The 21,835-nt window shown below is 64.1% G+C and carries 21 protein-coding genes and 1 pseudogene; 14 read left to right on the top strand and 8 right to left on the bottom strand.

Going from position 1 to position 21,835, the window contains the following annotated elements; translation table 11 throughout:
- Positions 1-2: 2 nt before the first annotated feature.
- Positions 3-1,646: an FAD-dependent oxidoreductase gene (locus QA600_RS17025; protein ID WP_278293137.1), complete on the bottom strand. Its 1,644-nt coding sequence runs from the start codon at positions 1,644-1,646 to the stop codon at positions 3-5.
- Positions 1,647-1,771: 125 nt separating this feature from the next.
- On the opposite strand from QA600_RS17025, the gene QA600_RS17020 reads away from it, so the two are divergent.
- Positions 1,772-2,869: a glycerol dehydrogenase gene (locus QA600_RS17020; protein WP_278293136.1), complete on the top strand. Its 1,098-nt coding sequence runs from the start codon at positions 1,772-1,774 to the stop codon at positions 2,867-2,869.
- A 51-nt stretch (positions 2,870-2,920) separates the two neighbouring features.
- Complete coding sequence (gene hpt / locus QA600_RS17015; protein ID WP_278293135.1) at positions 2,921-3,523, top strand: hypoxanthine/guanine phosphoribosyltransferase; 603 nt, start codon at positions 2,921-2,923, stop codon at positions 3,521-3,523.
- Positions 3,524-3,691: 168 nt separating this feature from the next.
- Here the strand turns inward: hpt and QA600_RS17010 are convergent, their stop codons facing one another.
- The gene (locus QA600_RS17010) at positions 3,692-4,486 is read right to left on the bottom strand and encodes a transcriptional regulator FilR1 domain-containing protein (protein WP_278293134.1); all 795 of its coding nucleotides are present in this window, start codon (positions 4,484-4,486) and stop codon (positions 3,692-3,694) included.
- Positions 4,487-4,690: 204 nt separating this feature from the next.
- Between QA600_RS17010 and QA600_RS17005 the strand changes: the two genes are divergently transcribed.
- The 5 genes from QA600_RS17005 to QA600_RS16985 all read left to right on the top strand — a co-directional run bounded on the left by QA600_RS17005 (position 4,691) and on the right by QA600_RS16985 (position 9,208).
- Positions 4,691-5,692, top strand: coding sequence for a DMT family transporter (locus tag QA600_RS17005; protein ID WP_278293133.1), 1,002 nt, complete (start codon positions 4,691-4,693; stop codon positions 5,690-5,692).
- A 112-nt stretch (positions 5,693-5,804) separates the two neighbouring features.
- On the top strand, positions 5,805-6,878 hold the full coding sequence (locus tag QA600_RS17000) for a Vms1/Ankzf1 family peptidyl-tRNA hydrolase (RefSeq protein ID WP_278293132.1): 1,074 nt from the start codon (positions 5,805-5,807) through the stop codon (positions 6,876-6,878).
- Between the two features lie 111 nt (positions 6,879-6,989).
- A complete protein-coding gene (locus QA600_RS16995; protein ID WP_278293131.1) occupies positions 6,990-7,646 on the top strand; it encodes a hypothetical protein in 657 nt (218 codons plus the stop codon).
- Between the two features lie 103 nt (positions 7,647-7,749).
- Positions 7,750-8,247: a hypothetical protein gene (locus QA600_RS16990; protein WP_278293130.1), complete on the top strand. Its 498-nt coding sequence runs from the start codon at positions 7,750-7,752 to the stop codon at positions 8,245-8,247.
- A gap of 166 nt (positions 8,248-8,413) precedes the next feature.
- A complete protein-coding gene (locus tag QA600_RS16985) occupies positions 8,414-9,208 on the top strand; it encodes an alpha/beta hydrolase (RefSeq protein ID WP_278293129.1) in 795 nt (264 codons plus the stop codon).
- Here QA600_RS16985 and QA600_RS16980 read toward each other — a convergent pair whose 3' ends face one another.
- Complete coding sequence (locus QA600_RS16980) at positions 9,209-9,844, bottom strand: metallophosphoesterase family protein (RefSeq protein WP_278293128.1); 636 nt, start codon at positions 9,842-9,844, stop codon at positions 9,209-9,211.
- A 95-nt stretch (positions 9,845-9,939) separates the two neighbouring features.
- On the opposite strand from QA600_RS16980, the gene QA600_RS16975 reads away from it, so the two are divergent.
- The gene (locus tag QA600_RS16975) at positions 9,940-10,116 is read left to right on the top strand and encodes a hypothetical protein (RefSeq protein ID WP_278293127.1); all 177 of its coding nucleotides are present in this window, start codon (positions 9,940-9,942) and stop codon (positions 10,114-10,116) included.
- A 3-nt stretch (positions 10,117-10,119) separates the two neighbouring features.
- Positions 10,120-11,085, top strand: a complete 966-nt coding sequence (locus QA600_RS16970; protein ID WP_278293126.1) for a TIGR03885 family FMN-dependent LLM class oxidoreductase — start codon at positions 10,120-10,122, stop codon at positions 11,083-11,085.
- Between the two features lie 303 nt (positions 11,086-11,388).
- Here QA600_RS16970 and QA600_RS16965 read toward each other — a convergent pair whose 3' ends face one another.
- Entirely contained in the window at positions 11,389-12,030 is a 642-nt protein-coding gene (locus QA600_RS16965; protein WP_278293125.1) for a hypothetical protein, read from the bottom strand.
- 235 nt (positions 12,031-12,265) lie between these two features.
- On the opposite strand from QA600_RS16965, the gene fer reads away from it, so the two are divergent.
- Both fer and QA600_RS16955 read left to right on the top strand, forming a co-directional pair.
- Positions 12,266-13,438 carry a ferredoxin Fer gene (gene fer, locus QA600_RS16960; protein ID WP_278293124.1) on the top strand — a complete coding sequence of 391 codons (1,173 nt, stop codon included), beginning with the start codon at positions 12,266-12,268 and terminating at the stop codon, positions 13,436-13,438.
- 361 nt (positions 13,439-13,799) lie between these two features.
- The gene (locus QA600_RS16955; RefSeq protein ID WP_278293123.1) at positions 13,800-15,302 is read left to right on the top strand and encodes a potassium channel protein; all 1,503 of its coding nucleotides are present in this window, start codon (positions 13,800-13,802) and stop codon (positions 15,300-15,302) included.
- Between the two features lie 292 nt (positions 15,303-15,594).
- On the opposite strand, the gene QA600_RS16950 is transcribed toward QA600_RS16955, so the two are convergent.
- The gene (locus tag QA600_RS16950) at positions 15,595-16,386 is read right to left on the bottom strand and encodes a helix-hairpin-helix domain-containing protein (RefSeq protein WP_278293166.1); all 792 of its coding nucleotides are present in this window, start codon (positions 16,384-16,386) and stop codon (positions 15,595-15,597) included.
- A gap of 271 nt (positions 16,387-16,657) precedes the next feature.
- Here QA600_RS16950 and QA600_RS22835 point away from each other — a divergent pair.
- Positions 16,658-17,643: pseudogene (locus QA600_RS22835) on the top strand (transposase).
- Positions 17,644-17,710: 67 nt separating this feature from the next.
- Complete coding sequence (locus QA600_RS16935; RefSeq protein WP_278293120.1) at positions 17,711-18,229, top strand: gamma carbonic anhydrase family protein; 519 nt, start codon at positions 17,711-17,713, stop codon at positions 18,227-18,229.
- A 101-nt stretch (positions 18,230-18,330) separates the two neighbouring features.
- Here the strand turns inward: QA600_RS16935 and QA600_RS16930 are convergent, their stop codons facing one another.
- The 3 genes from QA600_RS16930 to QA600_RS16920 form a co-directional block, all read right to left on the bottom strand.
- A complete protein-coding gene (locus tag QA600_RS16930) occupies positions 18,331-19,506 on the bottom strand; it encodes a CaiB/BaiF CoA-transferase family protein (RefSeq protein WP_278293119.1) in 1,176 nt (391 codons plus the stop codon).
- 104 nt (positions 19,507-19,610) lie between these two features.
- The gene (locus QA600_RS16925) at positions 19,611-19,814 is read right to left on the bottom strand and encodes a hypothetical protein (protein WP_278293118.1); all 204 of its coding nucleotides are present in this window, start codon (positions 19,812-19,814) and stop codon (positions 19,611-19,613) included.
- Positions 19,815-19,819: 5 nt separating this feature from the next.
- Positions 19,820-21,046 (bottom strand): thiolase family protein, encoded by a 1,227-nt coding sequence (locus QA600_RS16920; RefSeq protein ID WP_278293117.1) that lies wholly within the window; start codon positions 21,044-21,046, stop codon positions 19,820-19,822.
- Positions 21,047-21,216: 170 nt separating this feature from the next.
- Here QA600_RS16920 and QA600_RS16915 point away from each other — a divergent pair, with 170 nt between their 5' ends.
- Positions 21,217-21,828, top strand: coding sequence for a VOC family protein (locus QA600_RS16915; RefSeq protein ID WP_278293116.1), 612 nt, complete (start codon positions 21,217-21,219; stop codon positions 21,826-21,828).
- The last annotated feature ends 7 nt before the right edge of the window (positions 21,829-21,835 follow it).

Genomic DNA, 21,835 nt, shown 5'->3' with positions numbered 1-21,835 from the left:
AGTCAGGCTCGACCTCGACCGCCCAGCCGACTCGTCACCCGTCGAATCGACTGGGTCACCGCTCCGGGGTGGGGCAGCCCGAGTCGGTACCGGATCCGATCCTGGCGCTTGAACGGCTCGAGCACCGCGGGCTCCTCGAGCTCCCAGATCCGCGCGGTTTCGCGAACGCCGTGGCGCCGACAGATCGCGTTCGCGGCCCGGCGCCCGGCCTCGTTGGCCGACTCCATCGACGCCAGGTCGCTGTTGGTCCGGACGTAGTCGCTCGCGATCGTCAGGTTCGGAACGCCGACATCTGCGGGGGGACGGTTTCGCAACGCACCGACCGTGTTGATCAGCAGCGGGGAGCGGTTCTCGACCCCTTCGACGGGGTCACTGCCGACTTCGACGAGTGCGGGATCGAGGAACCAGTCGACCAGCAGATCGTCCGTGAGCCGTGTCTCGGGGCCGTCGAGGTGTCGTTTGAGCTGCTCCCAGATATCCGTCGCGACCTCCTTGCGGGAACACCGTCGTGCGGGCTTGTCGTAGACGATTCCGGGTGTATCCCAGTCTGAGGCGATCACCGAGAGGACGCCCTCGACCTCCTCGGGACCGTGCTCGTCGAGGTCGTACCCCGTCCAGAACTGCCGCTGAGAGATCGACGTCAGCGCCCAGGGGGCGTCGGCGTACACCTGGTGGCCGCGGGTCAGCTCGATGTCCTCGCGGAGGTAGAACTGGATCCCGTTCATCCAGGCCGTCTCGAGGCGGTCGATCCGTCGGAGCTCGGGCGCGACTCGAGCTAGCTCCGGCGTGACGAACTTCGGGGCGACCTCGACGGGAACCGCGAGGACGTACTCGTCGCTTCGGACTCGGTTCCCATCAGCCAGCTCGAGGCCCGCGACCTGCCCCCTGTCGACCTCGAACCCGTGGACCGGGGTCGCCGGGTGGAACTCGACACCGAGCTCCTCGAGGTACGCGACCCAGGGATCGATCCAGGCCTCGTTGGTCGGCCCGTTCAGGATCCGTTCGGTCGGCCGGCTCGGATCGAGCTGCCCGAACAGTAGCTGCATGTAGATCGTTCCAATTGTCCGGGCGCTGCCGACCTCCGGCCGGAGCGCGACCAGCGACTGGGTGGCGAAGGCGAGCCGATCCTGGAACTCCTGCGAGCGGTTCTCTGCGTCGATGAACGTCCACCAGGAGACGTCGTCGAGTTCGTTCTCGCGGCGCTCCTCGCAGGCCGTCAGCAGGTACGCCAGCCGCTCGAGCAGGAACCGAACGTCCTCGGGCGGCAAGTCTTCGGCGAACGCCGGCCGGAGCGCCTCGAGCCACTCGCGGAGCGACTCGGGGCTTCCGGTTTCGGCGACTCGGTCCGGGCGGTGAGTGCTGGCGATCAGCGTCGCCTCGGTCTCGACGAGGTTATCGGCAACCGTTCCGCCGTCGTCGGGAATCCGCTCCATCGTGTCGACGACGTGGCGGTAAAACGCCGGGAAGAAGCGAAACCCGTGCTCGCCGTGCAGTCCGCCGGGGTCGCCGTCGATCGGCATCGAACGGGCCTTCCCGCCGAACCGGTCGTTGGCCTCGTAGACGGTCACGTCGAACCCGCATTCGGCGAGTTCCTGTGCCGCGGTGAGCCCGCCGATCCCGCCGCCGACTACGGAAACCTCTGTCATCGGAGTGGCTAGGCGGACGACCTACCTAACGGGTTGGCCTAACAGTGGTGTTCCGGAAGTTCGGCTCGAACGTGTCAGCTCCCGAGGAAACGCCTATTTGTTCCTCCGTGATGCGAGATTCTCGCATGATTCGATCGTTCAAATCACCGGCAGCATACGTACAGGGCCGCGACGCCCTCGACCAGCTCGGCGACCGCCTCGCGCCCAGTGGGGAGTCGGCGCTGGTGCTCGCCGACGCCGACGTCCTCGAGATCGTCGGCGATCGGGCCGAGGCGAGCCTCGAGGACGCCGATGTCGAACCGATTCTCGAGGAGTTCGGCGGCGAGTCCTCGGAGGCCGAGATCGACCGCCTCACCGAGATCGCTCGCGAGGCCGACGCTGACGCGATCGTCGGCGCCGGCGGCGGGAAGGCCCTCGACACGGCCAAAGCCGTCCGGGAGAACGCGGGCGGCGCGATGGTCTCGGTGCCGACGATCGCCTCGACGGACGCGCCGACGTCGGCGCTCTCGGTGATCTACTCCGAGGACGGAGAGTTCGAGCGCTACTGGTTCTACGTGGACCACCCCGATCTGGTGCTGGTCGACACGGCAGTGATCGCGGGCGCGCCCGTTCGTTTCTTCAGATCGGGGATCGCGGACGCGATGGCGACCTGGTTCGAGGCCGATGCCGTTCGCCGGGCCGACGGCGAGAACTTCTTCGACGAGGGGCCGACCCACGCCGCCCATTCGCTCTCGAGACTCTGTTACGATCTCCTGCGGGAGCACGGTCGCTCGGCGGTGCAGGCCGTCGAGCGGGGGATCGTCACCGAGGGCGTCGAGGCGGTGACCGAGGCCAACACTCTCCTGAGCGGACTGGGGTTCGAAAACGGCGGGATCGCGGCCGCCCACTCGGTCCACAACGGACTCACCCAGCTCGAGGCCACCCACCACGCGACCCACGGCGAGAAGGTCAACGTCGGAATCGTCACCCAGCTCGTCCTCGAGGGACGGGACGACGCGTTCGTCGACGACGTGGTCGACTTTTCGATCGAACTCGGACTCCCCGTCACGCTCGGCGAGCTCGGAGTCGACGACCCCGACGAGGACGACCTCGAGCGGGTTGCGCAGGCGGCGGTCGCGGAAGGGGAGACGATCCACAACGCCTTCGATGCGAGCGCCGAGGAGGTCCGTGACGCGCTGCTGGCGGCCGACGACCTGGGCACACGACGGCGCGCGGGCGACTGAGCCGCCCGCTGAGAACGAACGGCTTTTACTCGGATTGGCCGAACCCACGCCATGGAGCGCCTGCTCGCCTCGCTCGACGACGCACCGATCATCGACAAAGACGGCTACGAGTACCTTGTCCACCCGATCAGCAACGGCGTCCCCCAGCTCGAGCCCGCCCTGCTGCGGGAGGTCGTCGTCGAGGTCATGCGAACCGCCAACCTCGAGGTCGACAAGATCGTCGCCCCCGAGGCGATGGGAATCCACCTCGCGACCGCGGTGTCCCTCCAGACCGATATCCCGCTCGTGGTGATCCGCAAACGTCCCTACGGGCTCGAGGGCGAGGTGTCGCTCCACCAGGAGACGGGGTACTCGGAGTCGGAGATGTACATCAACGACGTCGCCGAGGGCGACCGCGTGGTGGTCCTCGACGACATGCTCTCGACGGGCGGCACCTTAGCGGCGATCTGTGAATCCCTCGACGAGATCGGCGCGGAAATCGTCGACGTCGTCGTCGTCATGCGGAAGGTCGGCGACTCCGCGCTCGACGATACCCCCTACGAGGCGACCAGTCTCCTCGACATCACCGTCGAGGACGGCGAGGTGATCGTCCACGACGTGCCGGACTCCGTCGAGGCCGACGCGATCCCCGACTCTGCACAGGATAGTGGATAGATGGGGCAGTAGTCGGCAGGAGACGACCGCGATTTCCAAAGCGCTTGTGTGGCGGTTCGCAACCCGGCAGCCATAGCTGTCGACACCAGAACGCGGAGACGGACCTCGAGTGCGAACTCGACGACGAGCCACCGTTATCGAAGTCGGTGCTGCTGGCGGTTCAGTACCTCAGGATGACAGCGCCTCGACCTCGAGCGGATCCGCCGTCCGCCAGTAGTGGTCGTAGGTGTCCTCGGCCCACGCCCGGACGGCCGGATCGTCGGAGTCGATCGACGCCCGGAGGACGCCGTTCTCGTCGCGAAGGAGCAGGTAGACGACGTCGTCGACGATCATCGCCGCGATCGGGACCCCCTCGTCCCGAACTCTGAGTTCGGCCCGGTCGGACTCGACGAGCGATCGCAGTCGGTCTCGTAGCCCCGATTCCTCGGCGAGCGCCTCGATCGCGCGTCGGGAGAAGACGCCCCTGAACCGCTGGTCGCCCGCGGTCGTTCGCTCCTGGACGACCGTCAGCGTCTGCTCGTTGAACGCGTGGGAGAACGTCCGGACCTCATCGCCCTCGCGCAGGAGCTCGAGCAGGCGCGACAGCGGCGCGTTCGGCCGCATCTGCGAGGGCCGAGTGATCGTCGCGTCCGCCAGCCGTTGCAGGTCGACGTCCATCGCGTGGGTCGGAAGGTAGTCGATTACCTCCCGAAGTTTCATCTCGGTCTCGAGAATCTCCCGGAGATCGGTAAATCCCTCAGCAACGAGTCGTCCCGTCGCCGTCGCCACGTAGGCGTCGCCGTCGCGTCGAGTCCAGGATCGGCCCTCGAAGTCGCCCAGAATGCGTCCGAGCGTCGCCTGCGAGGCACCCGTCGCCTCGCCCAGTTCGCCTCGCGTTCGCCGTCCGTCGGCGAGCAGTCCGAGGACTTCGACGCGGTTGGCCGACAGCGCGAGAAACTCGATCTCCTCGAGCGTCGATTCCATACGGTCGCTGCGTCCTCCGAGTGTAAGTCGGTTTCGCACCATGAAAAGTTTTCACGCTATGAAATCCCCGCGCAGGACTTCCACCTTTCCCGATATGAAATATTTTACGAACGAGCCTATACGTGCGGTGTTCGTACTCGAGAGCAAGATGGAAGATCTCGAACCTACACTATTTACGCTCGATACTGCGGAGGTGTCCAGTCGGTGATCGCCAAGCGAACGATCGTCCTATTCGCGCTCGCGAGCCTCTTCTTCGGAGGCACGTTCGTCGCCGCGAAGGCCGGTCTCGAGTACTTCCCGCCGCTGCTGTTCGTGGCGCTGCGCTTCGACATCGCGGCCCTCATCATGGTCGCGTACGCAGTCGTCCGGTTCTCGCGGGAGGACCTTACCCCGACGACCGCAGGCGACATCATCGGGATACTCGCGACCGGCGGACTGGTCATCGGGCTGGCGAACTCGCTTTTGTTCGTCGGCCAGCAGTACGCCACCAGCGCCGTCGGCGCGATCGTCTTCAGTCTCAACCCGATCCTGACGCCCGTGTTCGCGGCCGCGCTCCTCTCGACTGAGCGCCTCTCCGGTCGCGGTGCGATCGGGATGGGGCTCGGCCTCGTCGGCGTCGCGCTCGTCGTCAGCCCCGACCCCGCGATGCTGGTCGGCGGCGACGCCCTCGGACGCGCGATCCTGTTCGCCGGGGCGGCCAGCGCCGCCCTCGGCGCCGTACTCATCCGACGGGTCGACGCGACCCTCTCGAGTTCGGTCCGGATCGCCTGGGGACTGCCCCTCGCCGCGGCGCTCTCCCACGCGCTGTCGCTTGCCGCCGGCGAGTCGGCGTCGTCTATCACCTGGAGCGCCAGTGCGATCGCCGCGCTCGCGTACGTCAGCGTCTTCGCCGGCGTCCTCGCCTACCTCGCGTACTTCGCGCTGCTCGACGAGACAGGCGCGATCGAGGCCAACCTGGTGTTCTACGTCGTCCCCGTCGTCTCGACGCTGGGCGGGTGGGCGATCCTCGGCGAACGGATTGCCCCGCTCGCGGTCGTCGGCTTCCTGACGATCTTCGCGGGCTTTGCGGTGCTCGGCAGCGAGTCGGTCGACGTCCGCTCACGGCTGTTCGCTCGGCTCCCGCTCGAGCGGCCGCGGTCGAACGCCGCCGACTCGTCCGATCGGACGGCGGTGCCGAACGACTCCCGGTTCTCCCGGTCCGACTGAGACGGCGTGCTTGAGAGCGCTGGCCGGCTTCCTAATCGGCCGCTCCCCAAAGAGAAAGCTAGTTCCGGTTCGAGACCGCATCTCGCGTCGTCTCGAGCTGATCTTCGAGCCTATGTCATTCTCGAACTACGACCTCCACGAACGACTCGACCGCCTCTCGAACGTTTCCGCCGACCGGGATATCCTGGTTTCGCTCGCCGTTCCGCCCGGCGACTCCATCGGCGAGGCCCGCCAGCCCGTCGAGACCGACTACGCCGAGGCGACCCAGCTCGACGAGCAGTCGTCCCCGAAACCGCTCGTCGACGCCCTCGAGGCGGTTCGCGATCGGCTGGGCGAGTACGACGAGATTCCCGACAACGGCCTACTTGTCTACGCCGGCGCCCCCGACGGCGACCTGTTGACGGCGACGTTCGACGACCCCCCTGTCGAGATCCAGGGGTCCATCTACGCACACGCCACCGAGTTCGACCTCTCGCCGCTCGAGTCCGTCACCGAATCCTCGGCGACGTACGGACTGCTCGTCGTCGAGCGCGGCGGCGCGGCGCTGGGCCGGCTCGACGACGAGGGCGTCGAGGAGATAGACGTCTTCGACAGCGACGTCCCCGACAAGTCGGGCGCCGGCGGTCAGTCGGCCGAGCGCTTCGAGCGCGACCGCGAAGGCCAAGAACGCAAGTTCTTCGGCGACGTCGCTGAGCGGGCGACCGTCACCTTCGTCGAGGACGACGAGATCGACGGCCTGTTGCTGGGCGGGACGACCGGAACGACCGAACGGTTCCGCGAGGAGGCCGAGCTCGACCATCGCCTCGAGGAGCTGATCGCCGGCGAGTTCACCGTCGAGTACGCCACCACGCAGGGTCTCGAACAGCTCGCCGAGAGGGGCCAGGAGGCGATCTACGAGCGCGACCGCGAGGCGGTCGGTGAGGCGCTCGATCGCTTTTTCGACGACGTCGGCTCCGGCGAGGTCGCGTACGGCAACGCGGACGTCGACGACGCCCTCGAGTACGAGGCCGTCGACACGCTGTTGCTCTCGACGACTCTCGAGGGGACGTCGATCCAGAAGTTAGGCGAGCGAGCCGAGGAGCAAGGCGGCGAGGCGCTGGTCGTGCCTGACGACTTCCCGAACGGCAATCGGTTCGCCGACGCCTTCGACGGGATCGGCGCGATTCTTCGGTTTCCGATCGAATAACTGGGCCGAGAACGCTCGAGGGGAGCTCTCGGGCGACATGAGCGGATCTCTCGGGACGGCGGAGAAGAGAAATCCTCATAGGAGCGGATCGCGATGTGAGGACCAACGTCAATGAGTCCCGTCACTACCGGTGGCACCGCAGCGAGTATCGCCTCGAACATCGTCGCGTTCGACGCCACGTACGGCGTCACGGTCGTCGCGACCGCCATGCTGGCGCTGTTCATGGTCATGATGGTGTTTCTCGCCGTCGCGCCGATCGTCTCCTCGAAGTGGAGCGAACAGCTCGGAGCCGACGTCGCCGTCGAGACGGCCGACGTCCTCCCGGAGGACGAGACGACCGACGCCTCCTCGGAAGACGAGGCTGCTGCCGCCTCGCCGGAAGCTGAGACAGCCGTCTCCTCGTCCGAAGCGGCCGCTGCTGGCGTCGCAGGTGCCGCCGTCGGCGACGCAGACGACGTCGAGGAGGGAACGTTCACGAGCGAGGACCTCGGCAAGCTCGTCGAGCGGGCCGACGGCAAGGTGATCGGCACCGTCGCGTCGGTCGGCGGCGAGCAGGCCCGCGTCGAACCTAGCCCCGACGCGCTCGACCAGATCCTGATCCGCCTCGACCGGATGGAGGTCGGCGAGGCCTTCGTCCTCGAGGCCGAGGACGTCCGGGAGATCAGCAGTACGCGGGTCCACCTCGAGCGGGAGTTCGTTCGCCCGACGGGCGAACCGACGCCGGAGACTGAAACCGAGACGGACGACGTCTCCGCCGCGACGGAGTAACTCCCGTCTCCCACTGACGTCCCGGACCCCTACCGCGTTCGGTTGCCTCGAGGCTGACTTCTGCAGGCACCACGCTCTTTTTTGCTGCCGTGAGATCGATCCTATGTGCGATACGTTCACGGACGACGATATCGGTGCGCGAGTCGAGACGGCCGACGGCGAGACAGTCGGCGTCGTCGCGGCGGTCGACGGCGCCGTCGTCCGGGTCTGTCCCCCGCCCGCGACTGACGGTCCGGAGTCGGCAGTGCCCGCCATGGCGACCGGCCCCGACGAGACGCGCCCGCTCGAGCCAGCCGCCGTGGACGAGCGGCAGGGTGATCGGCTCGTTCTCGAGCCCGGTCGCTCGCTCGAGTTCGACGCCGAAGATCGAAATCGCGCAGCGACCGAAGACGAGACCGACGCGTTCGAGGCGACCGAGCCGACCGACCGCGGCGCCGAAGCGGGCCCCGACGCCCTGACGGACCGAGAGCCGGAGGCCGAACTCGACCCGTCGGATCCGGACCGCAGCCCCGAGGTCGAGGTGTCGATCGACGAGAAATTGGGTCGGACGGAGAGTTCGAACGACGACCGTCGCGACGACGCCGACACTGAGAACCACTGAGCGCGAGCGGCCGTCCGAATCCTTTCCTCGAGTGACGGGATAGACCGATCGCTACCACCAATCTCGTTTGATATCGCACGTTAGAATTTATTTCGATGGTCGACGACGGCGCTCAGTTGTCGTTTCCGGGCCGGGAACTAACCACGTCGTCGTACACTGAGTGGGTATGGAGATATTCGACCGCAACGACCTCGAGGGCGTCGACGTCGACGGCCCGGCGGACGCACAGGCGATCGTGTTCGTCCACGGCGCGATGTTCACCAAGGAGATGTGGCTCCCCCAGCGGCGGGCGCTGGCCGACGAGTTCCGTGTCGTCGCGCACGATCTGCCCGGACACGGAACGTTCGCCGACGAGACGTTCCGGATGGAGCCGGCGATCGACCGCCTCGAGGAAGCGATCCAGACCGCGACCGACGGCAGCGCGGTGCTGGTCGGGCTCTCGCTGGGCGGCTACGTGGCGACCGAGTACGCCTCCCGCCACCCCGAGCAGGTCGACGGGCTGGTGCTGACGGGAAGCAGCGCGAACCCCGTCCGCGGGATGCGGCTGGTGACGCGGGCCAACGGTACCCTCGCACGCCTGCTCACCCGACCCGACGTCGGCAAGCGCGCCGTCGAACGTCTGGCGACCCGGTGGGTCCGCAACCGCGATCTGCCACCGGATGTCGAGGCGGCGATCATCGACGCGGGCTTCTATCCCAAGCAGTTCGGCGACGCCGGCCCGGACGTCCGCGGTGTGAACTTCCGTGAGAAGCTCTCGACGTACCCCGGGCCGACGCTGATCGTCAACGGCGAGCACGACAAGATCATGCGTCGCGGCGAGCGCGAGCACGGGGCCGCCGCACAGGACGCGCGGATCGAGGTGCTCGCGGGCGTCGGCCACATCTGTAACCTCCACCGACCGAAGATGTACAACGCACGGCTTCAGAACTTCGTGCACCAGCGCGTCGCGCCTCGACAGTAGTCACTCGCTCGAGTCGAGCTCGTGGCTCTCGAGGGCGAGCGTCTCTTGGTCGAGTTCGTAGTAGCGCTCCCAGGCCGGCGCGAGGCTCACGACGCGGGTGCCCGCGATCTCGGCTTCGCGGTGACTATGGTGGTGTCCCACGAGACAGAGCTCCGGCGAGAGCGACTCGAGCAGCCCGTCGATGTACTCGCAGCCGGGGTCGTAGCCGTACGACAACAGCCCGGTGGGAGCCTCGTGGACGAGCAAGACGTCGACGGTCGAGAGCTCGGCCGCCCGCTCGACGTCCTCGTGAGTGAAGTGTCGCCGCCGATCGCCCGAGAGTTCGGCGCGCAGGCGGTCGTACTGCGTCGGCGCGTAGTTGCCCGACAGCCCCGCCACGCGGACGCCCTCGACGGTCGCCGCCGCACTCGCCAGCAGGTGGACGTTCCGGGTTCCCTCCTGCTTCCCGTTTCGCAGCACTTCGATCGTGTCGAACGCCTCGTTGTTGCCCGCCACGAACCACGTCGGCGCCGGTAGCTCGTAGCACTCGAGGTCGCCGACCTGCAACACGGCGTCGGGCTCGAGTCTGCGGTAGTGTGCGAGCAAGCTCTCCCGTCGGTCCGGATCGGAGGCGTGGGCGTCGCCGAGCACGAGCATGCCCGTTTCGACGGGACGGATCCGGAAATACTGCTGGGCCGCGGGAAGCACATTCAGGGAGCGGGGTTTAGGCGACGGACGGTGACAGCGCCAGTATGAGCGAGACGCCCGAACGAGACGACCTCGAGTCGCCCGTAGACCGCAGGCGGAACGAGCTTCGAACCAGTCGACTTGCGGACGGCATCTGGCTCGTCGCGAGCCGTCCGTCTCGAGCGACCGAGCCGGATCGACGCCTCGAGGGGCGATCCCGAAGCGACGCCACGGAGGTGTGAGCCGTGGTCGAGATCGGTTTCCACGCCTCCCACGAGCAGTTTGCGCCGAGCGACCTGCTCGAGTACGTCGAACTCGCCGACGAATACGAGTTCGACGCGGTGCTCGCCTCCGATCACTTCCACCCCTGGAGCGAGCGCCAGGGCGAGTCGGGGTTTGTCTGGTCGTGGCTCGGATCGGCGATGGAGCGGACCTCGCTGTCGTTCGGCACCGTCAACGCGCCCGGTTACCGCTACCATCCGGCGATCGTCGCCCAGTCGGCCGCCACGCTCCGGGAAATGTACCCCGAGCGGTTCTGGTTCGCTGTCGGCAGCGGCCAGCTGATGAACGAAGGGGTCGCAGGTGTGGAGTGGCCGCTCAAGGACGAGCGCAACGCTCGCCTCGAGGAGTGCGCCGAGATCATGCACCGTCTGTGGGATGGCGAGGAGGTGACCCACCACGGACGGGTGGACGTCGAGCGGGCCACGCTGTACACCCGTCCCGAGTCGCCGCCGCCGCTGTTCGGCGCCGCGCTCTCGGCAGAGACCGCCCGCTGGCTCGGCACCCGCGACTGGGTCGAGGGGTTGATCACGATCGCGACGCCCGACCACGAGGGCCTCGAGGACCGAGTCGAAGCGTTCCGCGAGAACGCCCCGGAGAAACCGGTCGCCCTCAAGGTTCAACTCGCCTACGACGAGGACAACGACGCGGCTCTCGAGGGTGCCTACAACCAGTGGCGTACCAACTGCGCCCCCGGCTCGGTCACCCAGAAGCTCCGCACCCCCGAGGAGTTCGACGCGCTGGGCGAGCAGGTCACCCGCGAGCAGGTCGCCGAGAGCGTCCGGGTCTCGGCCGACCCCAAGGACCACCTCGAGTGGCTCCAGCGGGACCTCGCACTCGAGGTCGACAAGCTCCTGTTGCACAACGTCACCCGCGAGCAGAAACGGTTCGTCGAGGACTTCGGCGATGAGGTTCTTCCCGAACTCGAGTGAGAAACAGTAGGCGGGAACGCGATTCCGTGATTCAGTAATGAAGCGAGATCCGAGTTAGTCGAACGTTATGTGGAGCATGCGAACCTAACACGCTTACTTCCGTCAGCTAACAGAACTGTTGAGAGAGTCGTGCTGAATACAGCGCGCGTATCGTGCAGTGGTTATATGACAGAGATGTTATGTGATTTTTTGGGCACACAGGTTGGATTGCTGGTTTGGTTCTGCTGTAGTGGGTACTCGTCGGTGGATACGTCGTGGTGGCTGGATGATCCTCGTCTAAAATCAGGGATTTAACCGAGCAGATCAGTTCAGCCCTGAGGGATACTCACCCGTCTTCTGATAGTGGGAGATGACCTTGGCGAACGCGGCGACCTGGAGGGCGACGACGAGAACGAGCGTGCTCAGATACAACCAGTGGAGCGGATCGTCGGACGGGAACCCGGGCCGGAGATAGGCCCTGTCGTAGATGTGGACGGTGAGGAGCCAGAAGATCGCGTACGCACCGACAGTCTGATGCCACTTCCACGCTTTCCCGCCCATGTAGTCGTACGCTCGGTTGTTCGAGGTAGCCGCGAGCCCGACCGCCATGATCACGGCCACGAACGATCCGAACGCCCACGGGCTCATGTCAGCCAGGTAGCCGACGACGTCCCAGTCCCTCGCGTGGAACACGAAAAGCAGGTGAACGACGCTCCAAATCGCGAACCAGATCCCCAGTTCCGCCCGCCAGTTAACGGGGAAGTTGCCGGAGAACCGGCGCCTGATTCCGGGCCACAGCCTCACCGTCGGCCCGACGAGCAACACCAAAACCAGGAGGAACCACGGCACTGCTCCGACGACTCGCTGCTCGTGATATCCGGCCACCCACAACAACGCGGCGAATACGACGCTACCGATACCCACCGCAAGATGATGAGTGAGATCGTTGTTCGTGTCTACCGACATTATCTGTTTCCACGTCGACGTTCGAAGCCTTCAGTTATAAATTATAGTTATCGGATTGTGGATTGGCAGCCGGATTCGGGTTTAAAATAAGGTTTGCTCCGGTCGTCATCGTATGCGTCCCGCGGGGGGAGCATTGGCCCGGTTTCAGACATTCGGCTCGCTCCATCTGTAGATGGTTCCTTTAGACTGGAATGACAGCCGGGTTTAATATGGGACGGCAACGGTGCTCTCATGTATGTACAACGAGATCCTCGTCCCGACCGACGGGAGCGAAGTGGCGGAGCGAGCCGGAGCCGTCGCCGTCCGGATGGCGGAACACTTCGGCTCCGATCTGACCGTGGTCTCCGTTCGGGAGCCGGGCAGCGAAGAGCGAGCAAAACAGGCCGTGACGGATATCGAGGGCATCGCGACCGAGGCCGGTCTTACCGCACAGACGGAGATCATCGACGACGAGGAGTCGGCGATCCACCGGGCGATCATCGACTATGCCGAAGAGCGCGGCGTCGATGTCGTCGTGATGGGGACGCAGGGCCGGACGGGGCTCGGCCGGTTCCTGCTCGGCAGCGTGGCCGAACAGACCCTCCGGGAGTCTCCGATCCCCGTCATGACCGTCCACAAAGATACCGTCATCGACTTCGAGGTGAATAACGTCCTCGTCCCGACCGACGGGAGCGAGGGAGCGGAAGCCGCCACGGAGCACGCGATCGACCTCGTGGCCGAGGTCGGCGGGACGCTCCACGCACTGCACGTCACGTCGGAGGAGCGCAAGGAGGAGTCGTCGCCGATCGACGACGTCCGAGATCGGAGCGAAGCCGCCGGCGTGGAGGTCGTCACGGCCACACAGAGCGGTCGGCCGCACGAGGCGATCGCCGGATACGTGGCGGAGGCAGGGATCGATGTCGTCGTGATGGGGACACACGGTCACACTGGCCTCAGGCGATACCTGCTCGGGAGCGTCACCGAACGCACGGTGCGGTTCTCGCCGGTTCCGGTCGTCTCTGTGAAACCGAAGTCGGTCGGCGCCACCGTCGAGTTCCTCAACTACGAAGTAATCGAGGATCGAGCCTGGTCGCTGGAGGACGACGATCTCTTCGAGAAGGCGGCCGAGGCCGACCTGACGGCAGAGGCCTACGGGACGATGACCGTCGAAAAGGGCGAGTACATCCTCGAAGCGGCCGAGGGGGAAGGCTACGACTGGCCGTTCTACTGTCGGGGTGGTGGCTGTATCAACTGTGCTGCGGTACTGGTTGATGGCGAGGTCGAGATGGAGGTCAACCGGAGCCTCTCCGATGAGGAGGTCGATGAGATGAACCTGCGGTTGACCTGCGTCGCCACACCGACGACCGACGAGGTGAAATTAGTCTACAACGCCAAACAGCTCGAGCAGCTCCGTGAGCGGATTATCTAGATATTCTGTTCCCACACGAAAGCCGGGTATTGTCGACCAGTCGTCTGTGGCGTTCGCGGCGCTCGAATTCAGAGTCCGTTAAAACTTCGAGAGCCAGCTCTCCGACATCAATAAACAGGTATTGACTGCTGCATCCATGCTCTATACTCAGCACGACAGTAAAACTATCACTTCTTGAGGATTTTAATATAGCCATAGCTAAGCGTACTTGCTCGGCGTTGTTCACTAATACCATGAGCAATTTCATGGTAGTTCAACTAAAGCAGTAAATATGGTATATAGGCTGTCATCACGCACGTGGCGATTTCTGATTTTGGTCATGGTGACGACGGTCATCTTCACAGTCGCTTACAACATTGGGATGGCCCGATGGGAGAACCGGCCACAGAGCATGATTCAGTCGCTTGAAGTAGTTTTCCAGAGTTTTACCACGACCGGGTATGGGCAGGACGCACCCTGGGAAACACCACAGATGAATATTCTGGTTATCGGAATGCAATTAGCTGGTGTCGGTCTGATTCTTGCAGCGATCAATGCGGTCGTTGTCCCCTGGCTCCGATCGGCATTTCAGCCTTCACTACCGACAGATCCAGTGACACTTGAGGATCATGTTGTCATTTGTGGGGTCACTCCTCGCACTGAATCATTCGCTTCCGAGATGGACACGCGGGGAAAAGAATATGTAATTGTCGAATCTGACTTCGAAATAGCTACTGAATTATACGAAGCAGGGCAGACAGTCGTACACGGGGATCCTGAAGTCGTTACCACTCTGGAACAAGCTAGTGTCGATAAGGCTGCGGCAGTCGTTGTGGATGCATCTGACGATGTCAATGCCAGCATCATTCTTTCTGTTCGAGAGATAAATTCTGAAGTAACGACGATCGCCGTCACCGAAGATAGAGAATTACGTGAGTACCAACGGATCGCTGGTGCTGACGAATTACTCTCCCCACGGCAATTACTTGGCGAAAGCCTCGCTGTCCGAGCGAAAACGGCTACGATGTCGATTGTCGAAAACCGGATGGAGATTACTGATGATCTGGAACTGGCTGAAATCTCAGTTACTGAAGAAAGCCCCTTTTGTAATACGACGCTCGCTGATTGTCGATTCCATAAACGATATGGGGTGACTGTGGTCGGTGCGTGGGACAAAAACGAGTTCATTAGACTACCGGGTTCCGATTTTAAAGTTGAGGAGACTACCCATCTTTTGATCGCTGGCACCTCTGATAGTATAAATGATTTGCAAGCTGGGTTGCGATCAACCAATCATAGAAGGATACCCCAACGGGTGCTGATTGCCGGCTATGGAGAGTCCGGAGCGGCTGCAAAAAAAGCATTATCTGAAGAGGATATGGCAGTGACAGTACTTGATACCGAAGATAAGTCTGGTGTAGACATTGTTGGAGACGCACGCCAGCCAGACGTGCTTCAGGAAGCAGGGATTGAAGACGTTTCTGCAGTAATTGTGACTGTTTCGAATGATACGACTGCGATTTTCACGACACTAATAGCGAGTGATATGAATCCTGATGCAGAAATTATTGTCAGAGCAATCGAAGAAGAGAACACAACGAAGTTGTATCGTGCAGGTGCGGCCACTGTCGAAGCTCTTGCGACAATCAGTGGGCAGATGATCGCTACAACTATTTTTGACGATTCCCCGTTAACTTCATTTAAGGCACAAATACTCACAGCATCGGTCACATCTGACTATCTATCCGGGAAAACAGTTGCTGAAGCAGAACGAAAGACGGACATGAACCCCCTCATTATTATTCGCAATGGTAATGCTATTTTTGAGTTTGATCCGGATTCGTTCATTCTAGAAACAGGCGATATGATTGTCGGCAAGGGATAAAGAGTACTGTGCTAATACGTGTTAACTTCCTAGCCGATGTAGAATGACCTTGCGCGCTGCGTATGCAGTACGATACGACGACCCTCACTCGGATCTGATAGAACGTCACTAATCAATGCGCACTCTTCAGCGATCAGTTGATTCAGCATAGATTGGTCGGAAACAACGATCCAGTTGTGCTGCACTCATCCTCTCTATTCAGCAGGCTTCCCTTGACAGATATCTGGGCATTCGATTGCTGCGCCAGTACCTACTTGACCTATGCGTAGCGTGAGAACGCCACCAGTTGCGGTTAGGCTTCGGCCTGGTCGATCCACTCTCGAGCCTGCGAGGTCGAGACCTCCGCGGCCTCGGCGACGGTCTCCGGATCGGTATCCGTCAGGTCGTCGGCGGTCGTGATCCCCGCCTCGGACAGTCGCTTGCTGGTCGTCGTTCCGATCCCGTCGATTCCCTCGAGCGCGCGGTCGGAGTCGATCGGGATCGACGTTCCGCCGGCGTCGCGGGCCTGCTCGGTACGCTCCTCGAGTTGTTCCTGAATGGCGTCGATCTGGTCGGCCTGGGTCTCGAGAAGCTCCTCGACGTCCTCGGTTCGGTGCTCGAGCTGCGTTTCGAGTTCGTCCTGTAGCTCCCGGGTTCGCTCGAGCTGGTCGCGCAGCTGTGAGGCGAGCTCGTCGACGTTCTCGACGGTCCGGTCCTCGAGCTCGCGGGAGGACTCGAGCAGCCGTTCGGTGCTCGTCTCCATCGCGTCGGTAAACTCCGCGGAGAGCTCATCGACGCTCTCGGCATCGCGCTCGAGTTCCCGCTCGAGGGCATCGTAGAACTCCGCGTGGGTGGTTTTCAGCTGGTCGAAGCCCTCGTTGATCCCCTCCTGGATCGGCTCCCGGTTCCCGCCCGGGACCATCGCGGTCATCGTTCCGATCGTCCCGTGGGCCATCGCCTGTGCGAGCTCGAGTTGCTGGCGCTGAAGGGACTCCTGGCTCTTGACTCCGGTGAGTGCTATTCGGCTGGCGGTTCCCCGGGTCGCGAAGCTCCGCTCCGCGAGCTGCTGGCTCCCCTCGATCGCGGCTCGCTGGACATCGAACATCGCTCGGATCGGTGAATCTGACTGGCTCATGCGGTTCCCACCTGGCTCCACCACCGCTCGGTATAAATCCCGGGCTTGCACGTCCTTGGACGGCCTTCGGCGCCGCTACTGGCACTATAATACGGTCTCACAGAGATGCAAGGAGGAAGCCCACGGCTTGAGCCGTGGGAGGAATCCGGCAAGCCTCGAATCAAACCACAAACGAGAGCAGGCCGACCCCCCACGCCAGTCGTATAATTCATAAAGAGAAGATTCGATATGTGAAGCACAGATGGAGGACGTGATTCGCACCGTCAAAATCAAACTTGACGTACCCAGCGAGCGGTGCGACGACCTCCATCAGAGGAAAAACCACTTCCTCCACTGTGCCAATACGACGGCAGAGTGGGCGTGGAGGCACCCGAACGATTACTGCATAACCTCGAAACAGAAAGCCGAGAAAGCCTCTACGACCAACTTCGTAACGAAACGGAGTTGACCGCAAACCTCGTGCAGAAGGGGATTCGACGCGCTATCGAGGCCACGAAAAGCGGTGTCGCCCGACTCAAGAAAGGCGACAATACGAGTCAACCACAGTTCGACGCGTGGAGCGTCGTCTACGACAAACGCTCTGCGACGTTCCACCGCGACCACGTTTCTCTGTCCACGGTGAACGGTCGCGTCGAGTGTGACTATGTGATTCCCGACGACGCTGAGGAGACACCGATTGGTGCGTATCTGTTGAACGAGGACTACGAGTTCCGTATGTCCACGTTGCAGTACGACCGCCACTCTGAGTCGTTGCCCGTAACCATGCGTGTACGCATATCGCGTTCGAAAGCCTGACCGATATTCGCAAGCGAGTGGCTGGAGCGAAGCGATTCCACGCACGGGCGTTCCGACGCCTCTCCCAGTATGTCGAATACAAAGCCGAGATGTTCGGTATCGAGGTCGAGCAGGTGAGTCCCGCGTACACGTCTCAGCGGTGTTCGTCGTGTGGTTTTACCCACGAGAACAATCGACGGTCGAAGCACCAGTTCGTGTGCCAGAAGTGCGAGTACGAACTGAACGCGGACTACAACGCGAGCAAGAACATCGCTCGCAAACTTCTCAAGAACCTCCACTCGGGGCAGAAGTCTTCGGGTGGAGGCGCACCCTGTCAGTGTGCGCTACCGTCAGGGACGCTGAACCTGAACGGCGAGTTCCACGCCTCCGTCGATTCGACGGCAGAAGGGGGAGTCCATTGACAAGCCCACGACTGAAGTCGTGGGTAGCTGACATAAGGCACGCTGACAGTCAGCGTCGGGACGACGACGCTTAAGATCACGGTCGTGGTCGACCGGCTATGGTCGACAGCCGAACCTACGAGTTCGAAGGGACCAGTCCGTCAATCGACGACGACGCCCAGGTGAGCGGGGACGCGATCCTCGTCGGCGACGTTGAGGTCGCAGCCGAAGCGAGCGTCTGGCCGGGGGTCGTCCTGCGGGGCGACGTCGGTCCCGTTCGGATCGGCCGAGGGACCCACGTCGGCGACAACGCGACGCTGCACGCGGCGACCCTCGAGGAACGGGTAATGGTCGGACACGGCGCCGTCCTCAACGAAGCGACGGTCGAGACGGGCGCCCTGGTCGGATTCAACGCGACGCTGAACACCGACGCGACGGTCGGGTCCGGCAGCATCGTCGCCGCGGGGACCGTGATCCCCGACGAGTACGCGATCCCGCCGGAGTCGTTCGTCCGCGGCGTCCCGGCCGAGGTCACCCCCCTCGAGGAGACCGGGATCGATCCCGAGGCGATCTTCGAGGAGTTCTCCTCGGGGGCGTACACGGATCTGGCCCGCCGTCACGGCGACCTCTTCGAGTAGGGCCGCGTCGCCGTCGTCTCATACGGATTGCTGTAACGATTTACCGGCGCAACCGCCGCACGGGTCGCGGTTACGCCGATACTGACTTACAGCAAACCGTATCAGCGAACCGCGCCCGACTCGAGCAGCCGGTCGATCGTCGCCTCGGCGTAGCCGGCCTCGGCGAGGTACCGACGGGTGTGTTCGCCCTGTTTCGGGACGGACTCGGTCGTCCCCGTCGACGTCTCACGGTGACGGGCCGGAAACCCGATCCTCGGCGGCGCGTCCTCGGGATGCTCGACGAGCCCCCGGGCCCGGAACTGCGGGTGCTCGTCCAGCTCCGCGGGCACGTAGATCCCGGTGACGGCGGCGTCGACGTCCGCCAGCGCGGTCTCCCACTCCTCGCGTGTTCGCTCGCGAAAGATGGACTCGAGCTCGGCCCGCAGGGCCGCTCGCACGTTCGGGTCCGTGGAACCGTGTTCCTCGAGCAGGTCCGTCCGACCAACGGCCTCGCAGAACGCCCGCCAGAACTTCGGCTCGAGGGCGGCCAGGGTCACCCAGTTACCGTCGGCGGTCTCGTAGCTGTCGTACCACGGCAGCGCGCCGGTCAGCGGCGTCTCGCCCGGTCTGGGCTCGGCGGGGTCGCCGGTGAGTGACTGGTAGGCGACCGCCTGGGAGAAGGAGGCGACGACGTCGGCCAGCGCGACGTCGACGTACTCGCCGCTTGCGTTGCCGAGTTCCCGTGCGAGGACGGCCTCGACGATCGCAAAGGCCGCGAACAGGCCGCCAGCCATGTCGCCGATGGGGTAGCCAGGGATCTGCGGCTTGGCGTCGGGCGAGCCACGGGTCATGTCGAGCAGCCCCGCGGCTGCGACGTAGTTGAGGTCGTGACCCGCACGATCGGCCCAGGGACCGTCCTGGCCGTAGCCCGTGATCGAGCAGTAGATCAGCTCGTCGTTGTACTCGCGGAGGGTCTCGTAGTCGACCCCCAGTCGGTCGACGACGCCCGGACGGAAGCTCTCGAGGACGACGTCGCTCTCCTCGACGAGCCGGTAGAACGCCGTCCGTCCCTCCTCGCTCTTGAGGTCGACCGCGACGCTTCGCTTCCCTCGGTTCACCATCTCGAAGATCGCGCCGGTGCCGCGGTCGGTAAGCGGCTCCATCGCACGGGCGTAGTCGCCCGCGTCGGTGTCTTCGACCTTCACCACTTCGGCTCCCGAGTCCGCTAACAGCTGTGTCGCGTACGGGCCGGGCAACAGCCTCGAGAGATCGAGAATTCGAACGCCGTCGAGTCGCATACCCGAAGGGTCGCGACGAGAATACTTTACAGTGGACCTCGCTCGGACGCGGAACGGAACCGGGACGTCCGCTACTCCGGTTGCGAATCGTTCGCTCGACGGGTCTAACGGTCGGCGTCGGACTGTCTCATCGGGCCCCACAGGACGATCAGTGCGCTCACGACGACGGCCGTCGAGAAACCGAACGCTGCGCCGGAACCGAACCCATCACCGAGACCGTAGCTCACTGCTCCGATCAGCGGCGGAAGCACGACCAGCAGGAGTACCGCTTCCCGGACTGCGGTCGATTCGGTGATGGCGTCGACCACCGTCCCTACACCCGTTCGACGATCGTCGCGATCCCCTGGCCGAAGCCGATACACATCGTCGAGAGCCCGACGTCCCCGCCCGTTCGCTCGAGCTCGTGGACCAGCTTCGTCACCAGGGCTGCGCCCGTCGCCCCCAGCGGGTGGCCGTGGGCGATCGCGCCGCCGTTGACGTTGGTTCGTTTCCAGGGGGCGCCCGTCTCCTCGAGCCAGGCGGCGACGACCGAGGCGAACGCCTCGTTGACCTCGAACAGGTCGACGTCGGCCAGCTCGTAGGCCGACTGCTTGAGGACGCGCTCGGTCGCCGGGATCGGTCCCGTCAGCATCGTCACGGGGTCGACGCCGACGACCTCCGTCTGGACGATCCGGGCCATCGGTTCCCAGCCGTGGGCCTCGGCGGCCGCCTCGCTCGCGATCAGCAGTGCCGACGCGCCGTCGACGATCCCCGAGGCGTTACCGGGGTGGTGGACGCCCTCGCCTTCCTCGCGGAACGAAAGCGGGAGTTCGGAGAGTGTCTCGAGGTCGGTTTCGGGACGAGTGTGTTCGTCCGATTCGACGACGACCGTCTCGCGGGTCGCTTCGCTCCCCGCTCGACTGTTCGAGTCGCGCTGCGACTCGCTTTCCTCCCCGTCCAGTTCGGTCTCGACGGGAACCACCTGGTCGTCGTACCGTCCCTCGTCCCAGGCCTCTCCCCAGCGGCGCTGGGAGTCGACCGCGAGTTCGTCGAGCTCCTCCCGTGTAAAGCCGTAGTTCTCGGCGATCCGCTCGGCGCCCTCGCCTTGATGGGTCAGCTCGTCGAAGTGTTCGAAGTAGGTGTCGGTGACGGCGCTCTCCCCAGCGACGCCGTCGACGCCGTCCGATCCCAGCGGCACGCGGGTCATGTGCTCGACGCCGCCGGCGACCAGCACGTCGTGCTGGCCCGCCATCACGTTCGTCGCAGCGAAGTTGACCGCCTGCTGGCCCGAGCCGCACATCCGATTGAGCTGGACGCCCGGAACGCCGTCGCCCCAGCCCGCGACCATCGGCGCGATGCGGCCGATATTGAGTCCCTGCTCGTTGACCGGGGTCACGCAGCCGTAGATCACGTCCTCGATCGTCTCCGGGTCGAACCCGTTGCGCGTCTCGAGCGCCTCGAGGGGCGCCGCGGCGAGGTCCTGAGGGTGCGTGTCCCTGAACGACCCGTTTCGCTTGCCGAAGGGGGTCCGGACGGCGTCGACGATTACTGCCGTTTGCATAGCGTATACGTGCCCGACCCCGCGCATAGTCGTTCGGGCTCCGGCGTCGGATCGGTTCGCCCGCCGTTCGGTCCGAAAGCGTCCTCGAGACCGGTCCGAGACCGCACGTCCGATTCGTTCCCCCCGATTCTGAGGACCGTTTACGTTCCCAGGGCCCCTATCGGTGGCTGATGACGGACGATCCCGCGATCACGGCCGACCGACCCGACAGTCCGATCCAGCTCGCCGGCACCGACCACATCACGCTCATCGGCAGCAACGAGGACGACACGATCGAGTTCTACCGCGATCTGCTGGGGATGCCGCTGGTACTCAGACAGCCCAACCTCGACGATCCCGATTCGACACACCTCTTCTTCGACACGGGCGACGGACGGATCCTCACCTTCTTTGTGAGCGACGATCGCCAGTCGAACGAACAGCCACTGCGCCACCAGGTCGGTTCGGTCCACCACATCTCATTTTCCGTCGAGCCCGAGCGGTTCGTCGAGACCAAGGAGGCCCTCGAGGAGGCGGGCCGGGGCTACAACGAGTTCGATCGGGGAATCTTCCACTCGCTGTACACTCGCGATCACAACGGGCTGACGATCGAGCTCGCGACCGACAAGTTCGACGTGCCCGACGACCGCCGCGGCGAGGTGCTGGCGACCGCCCAGCGACTCCGGGTCGAGGACGGCGCCGACTTCGCAGAGGAGCGCCACCTCGAGGCAGCCCTCGAGGAGCTGGGGGTCGAGAGCGAAAAGTACGATCTGCCCGACGCCCCGTCGAGTGCCGGGCTCTGAGACGTCG

The organism is Natronococcus sp. A-GB1, from assembly GCF_029688845.1.
In the GTDB taxonomy this organism is placed as follows: Archaea; Halobacteriota; Halobacteria; order Halobacteriales; family Natrialbaceae; genus Natronococcus.
Note: the sequence above shows the minus strand (reverse complement) of the source record. Positions and strands in the feature narration are given on the sequence as shown.

Excerpts from the sequence above, each read along its gene's own strand:
- QA600_RS17025 (WP_278293137.1), bottom strand. The coding sequence starts at position 1,646 with ATGACAGAGGTTTCCGTAGTCGGCGGCGGGATCGGCGGGCTCACCGCG.
- QA600_RS17020 (WP_278293136.1), top strand. The coding sequence starts at position 1,772 with ATGATTCGATCGTTCAAATCACCGGCAGCATACGTACAGGGCCGCGAC.
- hpt (WP_278293135.1), top strand. The coding sequence starts at position 2,921 with ATGGAGCGCCTGCTCGCCTCGCTCGACGACGCACCGATCATCGACAAA.
- QA600_RS17010 (WP_278293134.1), bottom strand. The coding sequence starts at position 4,486 with ATGGAATCGACGCTCGAGGAGATCGAGTTTCTCGCGCTGTCGGCCAAC.
- QA600_RS17000 (WP_278293132.1), top strand. The coding sequence starts at position 5,805 with ATGTCATTCTCGAACTACGACCTCCACGAACGACTCGACCGCCTCTCG.
- QA600_RS16995 (WP_278293131.1), top strand. The coding sequence starts at position 6,990 with ATGAGTCCCGTCACTACCGGTGGCACCGCAGCGAGTATCGCCTCGAAC.
- QA600_RS16990 (WP_278293130.1), top strand. The coding sequence starts at position 7,750 with ATGTGCGATACGTTCACGGACGACGATATCGGTGCGCGAGTCGAGACG.
- QA600_RS16985 (WP_278293129.1), top strand. The coding sequence starts at position 8,414 with ATGGAGATATTCGACCGCAACGACCTCGAGGGCGTCGACGTCGACGGC.
- QA600_RS16980 (WP_278293128.1), bottom strand. The coding sequence starts at position 9,844 with ATGCTCGTGCTCGGCGACGCCCACGCCTCCGATCCGGACCGACGGGAG.
- QA600_RS16975 (WP_278293127.1), top strand. The coding sequence starts at position 9,940 with ATGAGCGAGACGCCCGAACGAGACGACCTCGAGTCGCCCGTAGACCGC.
- QA600_RS16965 (WP_278293125.1), bottom strand. The coding sequence starts at position 12,030 with ATGTCGGTAGACACGAACAACGATCTCACTCATCATCTTGCGGTGGGT.
- fer (WP_278293124.1), top strand. The coding sequence starts at position 12,266 with ATGTACAACGAGATCCTCGTCCCGACCGACGGGAGCGAAGTGGCGGAG.
- QA600_RS16955 (WP_278293123.1), top strand. The coding sequence starts at position 13,800 with ATGGCCCGATGGGAGAACCGGCCACAGAGCATGATTCAGTCGCTTGAA.
- QA600_RS16950 (WP_278293166.1), bottom strand. The coding sequence starts at position 16,386 with ATGTTCGATGTCCAGCGAGCCGCGATCGAGGGGAGCCAGCAGCTCGCG.
- QA600_RS16935 (WP_278293120.1), top strand. The coding sequence starts at position 17,711 with ATGGTCGACAGCCGAACCTACGAGTTCGAAGGGACCAGTCCGTCAATC.
- QA600_RS16930 (WP_278293119.1), bottom strand. The coding sequence starts at position 19,506 with ATGCGACTCGACGGCGTTCGAATTCTCGATCTCTCGAGGCTGTTGCCC.
- QA600_RS16920 (WP_278293117.1), bottom strand. The coding sequence starts at position 21,046 with ATGCAAACGGCAGTAATCGTCGACGCCGTCCGGACCCCCTTCGGCAAG.
- QA600_RS16915 (WP_278293116.1), top strand. The coding sequence starts at position 21,217 with ATGACGGACGATCCCGCGATCACGGCCGACCGACCCGACAGTCCGATC.